Origin of the sequence: Phaeobacter sp. JH20_37, from assembly GCF_048056015.1 — a bacterium.
Classification (GTDB): Bacteria; Pseudomonadota; Alphaproteobacteria; order Rhodobacterales; family Rhodobacteraceae; genus Phaeobacter; species Phaeobacter bryozoorum.
In genome coordinates this window covers 460,337-471,930 of sequence record NZ_JAYMWW010000013.1, presented here as the reverse complement: position 1 = coordinate 471,930, position 11,594 = coordinate 460,337, and the positions used below count along the sequence as shown (strand labels likewise).

Sequence of the window (11,594 nt, the reverse complement as noted above, 5' to 3'; positions counted from 1 at the left end):
TGCGGGCACATTGGGGGGAGGAGAGAGACGCGATGACGGCAGTTCTGTCGGTCCTGAACATACTGCGCCCGCTCAACACCGGCCTGCTTGCGCTCGGCCGATGGGTGGGCGTTTTTGCCATTGGCCTGATGGTTCTGGCGATCCTGATTCAGGTCTTCTTTCGCTACGTGCTGGGCAGTGCCTTGCCCTGGCCGGATGAGGCCGCGCGGTTCTGCATGTTGTGGATGACCGGCCTGATGGCGCCGACCGCACTGCGCAACGGTGGTTTTGTGGCCATTGATGTTATCGACTCTCTGCTGCGTGGGCGGCTGTTCCACCTGCTGCAGCTGCTGCTATTGGCGATTGGCCTGACCGTGCTGATCGTTGGTATTCAGATCGGGTATCGGGAGGTCACCGGTCTTGGCGGGCGGTTTGCCACTGCCTCGCTCTATGTTCCGACCTCTCTCGGGTTTGACAGCTGGCACCGGGTGCCCCGCAGCTGGATGATGCTGTCGCTTGTGGTGGGCCTGGGCCTGCTGATCCTGGTCAATATCGAGCTGATCCTTGAACGCATCGTGCGACTGTTCGGTCAGGGTGATCGCCTGCCGGACCGTCCGGGCATGACCATCGGAGGGGCCGAGTGATGCTGATCTGGTTCCTGCCGCTGTTCCTGTTTCTTCTGCTGATCGGTCTGCCGGTCTTTTTCTGTCTTCTGGCAGCCCCGGGTGCCCTGCTATGGCTGAATGGCCAAGAACGCGATCTCACCCTGTTGTATCGCAACCTCTATAACGGGATGGACAGCTTTCCGCTGATGGCGATCCCGTTTTTCATGCTGGCGGGCGAGTTGATGAATCGCGGTGGCATCACCGTTCGGCTGGTCGAATTCTCGCAGGCGCTGATGGGTCATCTGCGCGGCGGTCTGGCGCAGGTGAACATCCTGTCGTCGATCCTGTTTGCCGGCCTCTCGGGCTCTGCCGTGGCCGATACCTCTGCCCTTGGGTCCATGTTGATCCCGGCGATGGAGCGCGAAGGCTACAGTCGCAAATTCGCTGCGGCCGTCACTGCCGCCAGTTCGGTGATCGGGCCAATCATTCCGCCATCCGGCATCATGATCATCTATGCCTATGTCATGGGCGAAAGCGTTGCCGCGCTGTTCCTCGCAGGCATCGTTCCGGGTGTTCTGGTCGGCGTCGGCCTGATGATCATGGTCCGCGCCATGGCCGACCGGTATGAGCTGCCGGCCGCACGGCGGGTGGTGTTCGACAGCGTTGAGATCGGCGCGATGGAGCGCTGGTTCTCCTTTGGGCTGGTGCGGCTCAACCTTGGCCTGTTGCTGGCACAGTTTGTCCCGCTGGGCGAGGGGGCCGGAGCGCAGATCAAATGGCTGGTGTTCCTTGGCGCGGTTCTGTTTGCCCATGGGCTGATGCTGGGGCTGCGCCGGATGGTCAGCCCGGCGTTTCGCACCATTTGCAAACGAGCGGTGGTGCCGTTGCAGACGCCTGTCCTGATCCTTGGTGGTATTCTTGCCGGCGTCTTCACCCCGACCGAGGCAGCTGCCGTGGCGGTGGCCTATGCGCTGCTGATCAGCTTTCTGGTGCTGGGGTCGATGCGGCTGGCGGACCTGCCGCAGGTGTTCACGAGGGCGGGGATCACCTCCGCCGTGGTGCTGCTGCTGGTGGGCGCCGCGATGTCGTTCAAGACCGTCGTCAGCCTCAGTCACGCGCCGGAACAGCTGGCGGATTTCATCCTCACCCTCTCGGAAAATCCGCTGATCCTGCTGTTCCTGATCAATCTCTTGCTGTTTGTCGTGGGCATGTTCCTGGATGCGGGCCCTGCGATCATCATCCTTGGCCCGATCCTCGGACCGGTGTTCACCGATCTTGGCGTCGACTCGGTCCATTTTGCCATCATCATGTGTGTGAACCTGACGGTTGGTCTGGCGACACCGCCGATGGGGCTGGTGCTGTTTGTGGCAGCCGCCGTTTCGCAAGAGCGGGTCACAACAATTGCCCGGGCGATCCTGCCCTTTCTTGCGATTGAAATTGCGGTGATCTTTCTGATCACCTTTGTGCCGGCCATTTCGCTGACCATTCCGCGGTTGACCGGATTTCTGAACTAAGGACTACCCGATACCCAGAATAAAAGAGCAACAGGAGGAGACACGAATGCTCAGCAAAATGGTGAAGACACTGGCCCTGTCGGCCCTGATGGCAGGCACCGCGCTGTCGGCCTACGCCGCAGACTACAAGATCCGCGCGACCGCCAATTCCAACGAGAATGACGAGGATTACGACGGTCTGGTCGTGTTCAAGAACTACGTCGAAGCGGCCTCCAATGGCGCAATCGAGGTTGAATTGTTCATCGGCACCCAGCTTTGCTCCAACGGGGCAGAATGCCTGCAAGGCGTCGCGGATGGTTCAATCGACATCTATATTTCCACCTCCGGCGGCGCGTCGGGGTTGTTCCCTTACGTCCAGGTGCTGGATCTGCCCTATCTGATGGCGGATGACCGGATTGCCGAACATGTGCTGTCGGGCGATTTCACCCGCACCATGCGCCGGATGGCACTGGAGGATTCCGGCGATGCGATCCGCCTGATGACCATTGGCAACACCGGCGGCTGGCGCAACTTCGCCAATACCAAACGCCGGGTCGCGGAACCTGCCGACATGGAAGGTCTGAAAATCCGAACGGTCGTCGCCGACCTGCCGCAGGAACTGGTGAAGGCGCTCGGGGCCTCTCCGACACCGATCCCCTGGCCGGAGCTGTTTACCTCGTTCCAGACCGGCGTGGTCGAAGGCTCCAAGAACGGCATCACCGATATCATGGGCATGAAATTCCCCGACGCTGGCCTGCAATATGTGACGCTGGACGGACACGCCTATATGGGGGCGCTGTGGTGGATGTCGAACCAAACCTTCACCAGTATGCCGGAAGACATGCGGCAGGTCGTGGTCGATGGCTTCTACGCGCTGCAACAGGCCACATTTGCCTCGCCGAAGCGCAAGTCGATCCAGGCCTATGAGGATTTTGTTGCCGGTGGCGGCGATCTCTATGTTCCGACGTCCGAACAGAAGGCGGCGTTCAAATCCGCAGCCGAGCCGGTCTATGACTGGTTCAAATCCAACGTGACGCGCGGCGATGAGATCTTTACCGCGCTGACCGATGCAGTCGCCAAGGCCGAAGCCGACGTCAACGCGGCACGTGCCGCCGATCTGAACTGATCAGTCGGCTGCAACACCAACCGGCGGTGCGGGATCTAGCCGCGCCGCTGCCCCGTTGGCTAGCGAAACGGATACATCCAGACCTTATAGTCCGCGACCAGAACATGCGCTTTCTCGATCTCCGCAGGGGTCATTTTCTTGACCACCTCTTCAAGGCTGATCGCCGCATCGGGATCACCGCCAATGGCCGACAGCGTGTACCACATATAGGCGCGCACCAAGTCGGGGGCGGGCAGCCCACGGCCGATTTCATAGTACCAACCGATACCCGATTGCGCGCCGGGGTGCCCTTTCATGGCGCTGCGCAGATACCATTCAAAGGCCCGCTGGTCGTCACGGTCAACACCCAGCCCCATGGCATACATCACCCCGATCAGCTCTTCAGCGTCTGCGTTGCCGGAGCGCGCCGCTGGCCAGAGCGCCTCGCGCGCAGCCGCAAATTCGCCGGCCTCCATCAGGTCGCGCGCCTGCTCGATTTCGGCCCGCGCGGGCAGCGGGACCAGCAGCGTCAGGCTGCTCGTGGACAGCGCTATCGCGGCCAGAACCGGTTTCCATCTCTTGCGCATGTGCTCTCCTGTGTTGTGCTGGCGTTCAGCCTTTTTGCGGGGTCGGCGGCTGCGACTGATCCGCGGTTTCCGCCGCCGCTGGGGGCAAGCGATTTTCTACCCGTAGACCCCGCAAAGGCCGAGTTGGGTCGGCTGCTATTTTACGACAAGATCCTGTCCGGGAACAGAAATATCAGCTGCGGAACCTGCCATCATCCGCGCCATGGCACCTCTGACGGACTATCCTTAGGCCTTGGAGAAGGCGGCGAGGGGCTGGGCCGGGCGCGGGTTTCCACCAGGGGCCGCAACCGGGTGCAAAAACGCATCCCCCGCAATGCGCCCGCGCTCTGGAACCTCGGGGCAAAATCCATCCGGGTTCTGATGCACGACGGGCGGATCAGCGCGGATCCGGTCTATGGCAATGGCTTCAACACCCCGGCAGAGGAATGGCTGCCTGACGGGCTGCAATCCCTGCTGGCAGCGCAGGCGCTGTTTCCGATGACGTCCAGCGTGGAAATGGCCGGGAATGTCGGCGAGAATGAAATCATCGGTGCCAGCCGCGACCGGATTGATCTGGCCTGGCCAATCATTGCCAAACGCGTCCGCGGCCTGCCGACATATGCGGCGGGGTTTGTCGCCGCCTTTGATCACATCATGGCGCCTGAGGATGTGCAGATAACCGATATCGCGGAGGCTCTGGCCCAGTTCATGGTGCAGGATTTCACCTCGTTCGACAGCCCGTTTGATGCCTATCTGGCCGGGGATGCGACGGCGCTGACCGCGCAGCAAAAAGCCGGTGCCGATCTGTTTTTTGGCAGCGCCGGATGCAGCGGCTGCCATGCTGGGCCGCTGTTTTCGGATCAGAACTTCTACGCCCTTGGTCTGCCGGCCTTTGGCCCCGGTCGCGCGCGCCGCTTTGACCCCTACGTCCGGGATGTCGGTCGAATGGGAGAAAGCGACGATCTGTCAGATGCCTACCGCTTTCGCACGCCGATGCTGCGCAATGTGGAGCTGACCGCGCCTTATGGCCATAATGGCGCTTTTCCGACGCTTGACCGGATGATCCGGCATCACCTCGATCCAGTCGCAAGCCGTTCGGCGTGGACGCCTGACGATCTGCAATTGCCAGATGTGTCCTGGCTGGCCGCCACGGATTTTGTGGTACAGCAGGACCGGTTCGAGATGGCGCGGCAGGCGCGCGCGCGGGATATCTATCTACGCCGGGACCTCAGCGATCAGGACATAGCAGCGCTGATCGCTTTCCTCACAGCACTCACCGGGGCAGAGGCCCGCGCCGAAACGTCATCAGTGCCCGCGTCCGTTCCAAGCGGCCTGCCCGTTGATGGGACCAATCGCTGACCGGTCCAGCATTCCGCAATAGAACATGTTCATGCCGGGCCGAGATAGGTGCGAAGTGCCGAACGACAGCCCTGCGCCGTTATGACCTGCATCCAGTGGGAAAACCGCTGAACGAAAGGCACCTCAACCGACAGATCCGCGTAGATCGCGCTCTGCTGTAGCCAGGCTTCCGGGGCGTGCTGTGCCCGTTCGGCGTGGGTATTACGGACCTCCCAGTCCGGATCGTTTGGCGGGATGAGACTGCCATCTTCGCGAATGCCGGTACACATCCGCGCCCATAGCGCCTCGACAAGACACAAGCCATCAATCGCTCCGGCCTGCTGCACCGCATCGCGCAGGATGGGCAGCACAAAACCGGGATGGCGAGACGAGCCATCATAGGCCACCCGCCGCGTCGTGTCGCGGATCTCCGGGTTGGAAAACCGCGCCTCAATCAGGCTGAGGTAATCGCTCGGCGCCATGTCCGGGACGGCCGCGACATAGGGCAGGATTTCCTCCTGCTGGACCTTGCGAAAGAAGGTCGCCACCAAAGGGTCACCCATACAATCGGCGATGGTCGGGATCGACAATAGCTCGCCGACATTCGCCAGCACCTGATGCCCTGCGTTCAGCACGCGGATCTTCATGCTTTCATAACCGTGCACGTCATCGGTCATAATCGCACCAACTTGATCCCAATCGGGGCGGCCTGCGCAGAAATCATCCTCGATCACCCATTGGCGATAATTCTCATGAGTCACCGGGGCGCTGTCCTCAAGCCCGTATCCGCGCGCCAGTGCCACCTCTGCCGGGCCGGTGGCCGGAACGATGCAATCGACCATGGAGTTCGGAAAGGCTGCGTTCTGATCAATCCATGCCGCAAGCTCGGGATCGGTTTGTCGTGCCAAGGTGACAACGGCGGTGCGGGTGATCTGACCATTGCCCTGCAGATTGTCGCAGCTCTGCACGGTAAAGGCGGGCAGGCTGCGGCTTCTGCGCCGCCTCAGCGCTTCGACGATGGCGCCGAACACGCTGCGAGGATGGCCCGGATGGGCGATGTCGTGACGGATATCCTCGTGTTTGAGGTCAAGCCCACCCTGCTGCGGGTCCAGATAATAGCCGCCCTCTGTCACCGTAAGCGATACGATCCTGATCGCGGGGCTCGCCATCGTCGTGATCAGGCTTGTGTTGCCCGCCTCCACGGGGAGAAAGTCGATCATCGGGCCGATCACTTCGGCCGAGCGCCCGGTGGGGTCGAGTTCGATCAAAGTTGTCAGGCAGTCCTGCGCAAGCAGCCGGTCGCGCATTCTGGCGTCGGCGGCGCGCACACCTGCTCCGATAATGCCCCAGTCCATCGCAAGACCGCGCTGCATCAGCGCGTGGAGATACCAGGCCTGATGTGCCCGGTGAAAATTCCCAAGCCCGATATGGACGATGCCGGGCGTGATCTGTGCCCGGTCGTAGCCGGGGCGCGCGATTGTTTGCGGCAATTGTGTCAGGGTGTCATTTGATAGTTTCATGGCCGCTGCCTCCCGCTTGTGTTCCCGCATCAGCTCATCCATTGACCGCCGTCGACATTGTAGGTCTGGGCGACGATATAATTGGCTTCGTCGCTGGCAAGAAAGACAGCCATTCCGGTCAGATCCGTTGCGGTGCCCATGCGGCCATAGGGAACGGATTGCGCCACTTCGGCCTTTTTCTGGCCGGGTGCCTTGTCTTCGTATCTGGCGAAGAAAGCATCGACACCGTCCCAATGCTCGCCCTCGACCACGCCGGGTGCGATGGCGTTCACATTGATGCCATGCGAAATCAGGTTCAGTCCCGCAGATTGGGTGAGGCTGATCACCGCGGCCTTGCTTGCGCAGTAGACCGACACCAGCGGTTCTCCCCGGCGGCCGGCCTGGCTGGCCATGTTGATGATCTTGCCGCCATTGCCCTGCGCGATCATCTGCCGCGCGGCGGCCTGCATCATGAACAACGTGCCGGAGACATTGATATCAAAGGTGCGCTGATAGGCCTCCCGCGTGACCTCGACCAGCGGCGCTGCGGTGAACACGGCGGCATTGTTGATCAGGATATCCAGGCCTCCCAGCGCCTCCACCGTGCGGGCAAGCGCATGGTCAATGCTGGTCTGATCGGTGACATCAAGGTCGATGGCAATGGCGGCGTCGCCGAGACGCGCGGCGGTAGCCTCGGCGCGCGCATGATCGATATCGGCGATGACCACCCGTGCACCTTCGCGCAGATATGCTTCGGCAAAGGCTGCGCCGATGCCACGCGCGGCCCCGGTGATCAGGGCGCGTTTTCCAAGCAGCCGCATCATCCGATCCGCAGCCCGTCAGAGCCGAACCGATGCAGATGCGCCATATCGGGCGTCAGAAAAACGCGCGCTCCATAGCGAAGATCGAGTTCGCCCCCGGCACGAACAGTGAGCGGATCGTCAAAGGCCTCACATTGAACATGAAAAAACGTATCGGAGCCCAGATGCTCGGAAACGCCGATGGTTCCTTCCCACGATCCTTCGGTCTCGGAAATCGCGATGTGCTCGGGCCGAATGCCGATCGTTGCGGCATCCTGCGCCGCTGCCGCCGGTCCGGTCAGCAGGTTCATTCTGGGCGAGCCGATGAAGCCTGCCACAAATACATTGCGCGGTGCGCGATAGAGCTCCAGCGGGCTGCCAACCTGTTCGATGACCCCGGCATTCAGGACCACGATCTTGTCGGCCATGGTCATCGCCTCAACCTGATCATGGGTCACATAGACCATGGTTGTGGCAAGGCGCTTATGCAGTTCGGAGATTTCAAGACGCATCCCGACGCGCAGGGCGGCATCCAGATTGGACAGCGGTTCGTCAAACAGAAAGGCTGCGGGCTCACGCACGATGGCGCGACCGATGGCGACCCGCTGGCGCTGACCGCCGGACAGCTGCCCCGGACGGCGATCCAGATAATCGGTGAGGTTCAGCGCCGCCGCGGCATTTTCAATGCGTCGCTTCTGCTCATCCGCCGGGATGCCCGCCATCTTCATCGGAAAGGCGATGTTCTTTCGCACTGTCATATGCGGGTAGAGCGCATAGGACTGAAATACCATCGCCAGCCCGCGTTTGGCCGGGGGAATGTCGGTGGCATCCTGCCCGTCGATGCGGATGGTGCCGGTGGTAATATCCTCAAGCCCTGCAATCAGCCGCAGCAGCGTGGACTTGCCGCAACCGGAGGGGCCGACAAAAACGGTGAATTCGCCATCTTCAATGGTCAGGTCCAGCGGCGGGATAACCTCAACGGAGCCAAAGCGCTTGGTCACGCGTTCAAGTTTGATCTGTCCCATGGGGTATCTTCCTTATTTCACGGCGCCGAAGGTCAGGCCGCTGACAAGTTGTTTCTGGCTGAACCAGCCAAGGATGAGGATCGGCGCGATGGCCATGGTCGAGGCGGCTGACAGTTTCGCGTAGAACAGGCCTTCCGGGCTGGAATAGCTGGCGATAAAGGCGGTCAGGGGGGCAGCCTGCGCCGCCGTCAGGTTCAGCGTCCAGAAGGCTTCGTTCCAGGCCAGGATAATATTCAGCAGCAGCGTGGACGCGATGCCGGGAATGGCCATGGGCGTCAGCACATAGAGGATCTCCTCCTTCAGGGTGGCGCCATCCATGCGCGCCGCCTCAAGGATCTCGCCGGGGATTTCCTTGAAGTAGGTGTAAAGCATCCAGACGATGATCGGCAGGTTGATCAGCATCAGCACCACAACCAGGCCAAAGCGGTTGTCCAGAAGACCCATTTTGATGAACAGGATATAGATCGGGTACAGCACGCCGACCGCTGGCAGCATCTTGGTCGAGAGCATCCACAGCAGGATATCCTTTGTCCGTTTCGAGGGTACGAAGGCCATCGACCAGGCGGCGGGAACGGCGATGACTATACCCAATATGGTGGAGCCGCCGGCAATGATCACCGAGTTCCACAGAAAGCGCATATAGTCGGAGCGCTCCTGGACGATGCTGTAGTTCTCAAGCGTCCAGTCAAAGAACAGGAAGACGGGCGGATCGCTGATGGCCTGTGCCTCGGTCTTGAAGCTGGTCAGAATGGTCCAGAGGATTGGAAAGAAGATCAGCAACCCAACAGCCCAGGCCAGCGCAGTATTGATGGCTTTGCGTCTAGGTGTAACGGCTCGTGCCATGGTGGCCTCCTATGCGTCGAGGTTCTTGCCAACGATGCGCATCAGGAAGATGGCAACGATATTGGCGAGGATGATGGCGTAGACACCACCGGCGGATCCCAATCCGACGTTCTGGCTTTCCAAAACGCGTTGATAGATCAGATAGGTCAGCGTCTTGGTCCCGAACGAGCCTTGGGTGGTGACGAAGATCTCCGCGAAAATCGACAGGAGGAAAATGGTCTGAATCAGCACCACGACGGTAATCGCGCGGCTGAGATGGGGCAGGGTGATATAGCCGAAGCGTGCAACCGGCGGGGCGCCATCCATTTCAGCAGCCTCCAGCTGTTCGCTGTCCAGCGACTGGATCGCGGTCAGCAGGATCAGCGTGGCAAAGGGCAGCCACTGCCAGCTGACGATCAGGATGATGGATTGCAGCGAGGCCTCGGACAGCCATGACACCGGCTCGGCTCCGAAGGCCTTCCACAGGTGAGCAAAGAGACCGTTCACAGGATCCATGAACATGTTCTTCCAGACCAGCGCAGAGACCGTTGGCATCACGAAAAACGGCGCGATCACCAGAATGCGGACGATGCCCTGTCCCCACATCGGCTGATTAAGCAGCAGCGCGAGGCACACGCCGAGGATCACGGTGATGAGGAGCACTCCACCAACGATGATCAGCGTCGCCTGAACGCTTGGCCAGAACGAGCTGGAGGACAGGAACCGGACGTAGTTGTCAAATCCCACCCAGCCCAGATCGCCACCACGCAGGGGCAGATATTTCTTGAAGGAAAAGTAGAGCGTCATCGTCAGCGGGACCAGCATCCAGCCCAGAAGCAGGATCACTGCGGGGGCCATCATGATGCGTGCTGCCGACCGGGAATGCTGGGTCGCCATGGCAAATCTCCATTCTCGCCGGGGGCTGAGGCCGTCGTGAGCAATATTGGCTTGTTAGTTCCGGGGGGCCAGAGGGCGGCCAGATCGTGGCGCCGCCCTCTGGGAGGGAGGAGGCGTCAGTACCCTGCCGCTTCCATTTCGTCTGCGGCCAGCGCCTGCGCCTTGGCCAGCGCCTCGTCAGCGGTCTGTTGCCCGGCGAGGGCCGCCGAGAACTCCTGACCGACCTCGGTCGCAATTCCTGCGAACTCGGGGATTGCCGCAAACTGGATCCCAACATAGGGCACCGGATCAACCGTCGGATTGTTCGGATCCGCCGACAGGATGCTGTCCAGTGTCATCTTGGCAAAGGGGATATCCTTGTAGTTCGGGTTGTCATAGAGCGAGGTCCGCGCACCCGGCGGGACATTGGCCCAGCCTTCTTTCTCGGCGACCAGCTCTATATAGTCCTTCGAAGTGGCCCATTGGATGAATTCCTTTGCGGCGGCCTCCTTCTGTGTTCCTGCCGGAATGGCCAGCGCCCAGGCCCAGAGCCAGTTGCTGCGTTTGCCGAGCCCGGTATCCGGCGCGAGGGCAAAGCCGACTTTGTCCGCGACGGTGGAGTCATTCGGATTGGTCACGAAAGACGCCGCAACGGTGGCGTCGATCCACATGCCGCATTTGCCCTGCTGGAACAGCGAAAGGTTTTCGTTGAACCCGTTGCCCGATGCCCCGGGAGGGCCTGCGTCATTCATCAGGTCGATGTAGAAATTGAGCGTGTTCGACCAGGCATCACTGTCGAACTGAGGCACCCAGTTTTCATCGAACCAGCGTGCACCAAAGGAGTTGGACATCGCTGTAAGGAAGGCCGCATTCTCCCCCCAGCCGGCTTTGCCGCGCAGACAGATGCCATAGATTTCATTGTCCCTGTCGGTCATCTGACGTGCCGCATCGGCGACAAAGTCCCAGGTCGGTGCACTGGGCATTTCAAGACCGGCCTTTTCCATCAGGTCGGTGCGATACATGATCATGGAACTTTCGCCGTAGAACGGCGCCGCATAAAGCGTGCCGTCATGGGACAGGCCACCCCGCATGGCGGGCAGGATATCGTCCACGTCATACTCGGCAGGCAGATCATCCAGAGGGACCAGCCAGCCGTTCTTGCCCCAGATCGGGGTTTCGTACATGCCGATGGTCATGATGTCGAACTGACCGCCCTTGGCCGAGATGTCGGTGGTGACACGCTGCCGCAGCACGTTTTCCTCAAGCGTGACCCATTCCACCTCATGGCCGGTCTTGGCGGTAAAATCCTCTGTCAGCCCCTGCATTCGGATCATGTCGCCGTTGTTCACGGTGGCGATTGTGATCGTATCGGCAAAGGCGGCGGTGCTGGCAAAAACGGTCAAGGCCGTTGCCGCATGCAATGCGCTCTTAAGGTACATCCTTATCCTCCCATGATTGGATGTTGCCACGTGAGGATACCGGAGCA

At 60.9% G+C, this 11,594-nt stretch carries 11 protein-coding genes; 4 read left to right on the top strand and 7 right to left on the bottom strand.

The window, feature by feature from the left end:
• Window positions 1–32 precede the first annotated feature (32 nt).
• The 3 genes from VWZ87_RS07070 to dctP are packed head-to-tail and all read left to right on the top strand — an operon-like array spanning window position 33 to window position 3,203.
• Window positions 33–623: a TRAP transporter small permease gene (locus VWZ87_RS07070; protein WP_416536124.1), complete on the top strand. Its 591-nt coding sequence runs from the start codon at window positions 33–35 to the stop codon at window positions 621–623.
• Window positions 623–2,098 carry a TRAP transporter large permease gene (locus VWZ87_RS07065; RefSeq protein ID WP_340545366.1) on the top strand — a complete coding sequence of 492 codons (1,476 nt, stop codon included), beginning with the start codon at window positions 623–625 and terminating at the stop codon, window positions 2,096–2,098. The genes VWZ87_RS07070 and VWZ87_RS07065 overlap by 1 nt, the downstream gene beginning before the upstream one ends.
• Before the next feature lie 46 nt (window positions 2,099–2,144).
• Window positions 2,145–3,203, top strand: a complete 1,059-nt coding sequence (dctP, locus tag VWZ87_RS07060) for a TRAP transporter substrate-binding protein DctP (protein WP_416536122.1) — start codon at window positions 2,145–2,147, stop codon at window positions 3,201–3,203.
• A 59-nt stretch (window positions 3,204–3,262) separates the two neighbouring features.
• Here the strand turns inward: dctP and VWZ87_RS07055 are convergent, their stop codons facing one another.
• Window positions 3,263–3,658, bottom strand: a complete 396-nt coding sequence (locus tag VWZ87_RS07055) for a tetratricopeptide repeat protein (RefSeq protein WP_416536305.1) — start codon at window positions 3,656–3,658, stop codon at window positions 3,263–3,265.
• Between the two features lie 126 nt (window positions 3,659–3,784).
• Between VWZ87_RS07055 and VWZ87_RS07050 the strand changes: the two genes are divergently transcribed.
• A complete protein-coding gene (locus VWZ87_RS07050; RefSeq protein ID WP_416536304.1) occupies window positions 3,785–5,107 on the top strand; it encodes a cytochrome-c peroxidase in 1,323 nt (440 codons plus the stop codon).
• A gap of 29 nt (window positions 5,108–5,136) precedes the next feature.
• Here the strand turns inward: VWZ87_RS07050 and VWZ87_RS07045 are convergent, their stop codons facing one another.
• The 6 genes from VWZ87_RS07045 to VWZ87_RS07020 form a co-directional block, all read right to left on the bottom strand.
• The gene (locus VWZ87_RS07045; RefSeq protein ID WP_416536945.1) at window positions 5,137–6,606 is read right to left on the bottom strand and encodes a mannitol dehydrogenase family protein; all 1,470 of its coding nucleotides are present in this window, start codon (window positions 6,604–6,606) and stop codon (window positions 5,137–5,139) included.
• A gap of 29 nt (window positions 6,607–6,635) precedes the next feature.
• Complete coding sequence (locus VWZ87_RS07040; protein ID WP_416536118.1) at window positions 6,636–7,409, bottom strand: L-iditol 2-dehydrogenase; 774 nt, start codon at window positions 7,407–7,409, stop codon at window positions 6,636–6,638.
• A complete protein-coding gene (locus VWZ87_RS07035) occupies window positions 7,406–8,410 on the bottom strand; it encodes an ABC transporter ATP-binding protein (RefSeq protein ID WP_416536116.1) in 1,005 nt (334 codons plus the stop codon). The genes VWZ87_RS07040 and VWZ87_RS07035 overlap by 4 nt, the downstream gene beginning before the upstream one ends.
• Before the next feature lie 12 nt (window positions 8,411–8,422).
• Complete coding sequence (locus VWZ87_RS07030) at window positions 8,423–9,253, bottom strand: carbohydrate ABC transporter permease (RefSeq protein WP_340545371.1); 831 nt, start codon at window positions 9,251–9,253, stop codon at window positions 8,423–8,425.
• Window positions 9,254–9,262: 9 nt separating this feature from the next.
• On the bottom strand, window positions 9,263–10,129 hold the full coding sequence (locus tag VWZ87_RS07025; RefSeq protein WP_340545372.1) for a carbohydrate ABC transporter permease: 867 nt from the start codon (window positions 10,127–10,129) through the stop codon (window positions 9,263–9,265).
• 116 nt (window positions 10,130–10,245) lie between these two features.
• Window positions 10,246–11,547 carry an ABC transporter substrate-binding protein gene (locus tag VWZ87_RS07020; protein WP_340545373.1) on the bottom strand — a complete coding sequence of 434 codons (1,302 nt, stop codon included), beginning with the start codon at window positions 11,545–11,547 and terminating at the stop codon, window positions 10,246–10,248.
• Between the last annotated feature and the right edge of the window lie 47 nt (window positions 11,548–11,594).

Coding starts and splice junctions, on each gene's coding strand:
- VWZ87_RS07070 (WP_416536124.1), top strand. CDS start 33: ATGACGGCAGTTCTGTCGGTCCTGAACATACTGCGCCCGCTCAACACC.
- VWZ87_RS07040 (WP_416536118.1), bottom strand. CDS start 7,409: ATGATGCGGCTGCTTGGAAAACGCGCCCTGATCACCGGGGCCGCGCGT.
- VWZ87_RS07030 (WP_340545371.1), bottom strand. CDS start 9,253: ATGGCACGAGCCGTTACACCTAGACGCAAAGCCATCAATACTGCGCTG.
- VWZ87_RS07020 (WP_340545373.1), bottom strand. CDS start 11,547: ATGTACCTTAAGAGCGCATTGCATGCGGCAACGGCCTTGACCGTTTTT.
- dctP (WP_416536122.1), top strand. CDS start 2,145: ATGCTCAGCAAAATGGTGAAGACACTGGCCCTGTCGGCCCTGATGGCA.
- VWZ87_RS07035 (WP_416536116.1), bottom strand. CDS start 8,410: ATGGGACAGATCAAACTTGAACGCGTGACCAAGCGCTTTGGCTCCGTT.
- VWZ87_RS07055 (WP_416536305.1), bottom strand. CDS start 3,658: ATGGAGGCCGGCGAATTTGCGGCTGCGCGCGAGGCGCTCTGGCCAGCG.
- VWZ87_RS07045 (WP_416536945.1), bottom strand. CDS start 6,606: ATGAAACTATCAAATGACACCCTGACACAATTGCCGCAAACAATCGCG.
- VWZ87_RS07025 (WP_340545372.1), bottom strand. CDS start 10,129: ATGGCGACCCAGCATTCCCGGTCGGCAGCACGCATCATGATGGCCCCC.
- VWZ87_RS07065 (WP_340545366.1), top strand. CDS start 623: ATGCTGATCTGGTTCCTGCCGCTGTTCCTGTTTCTTCTGCTGATCGGT.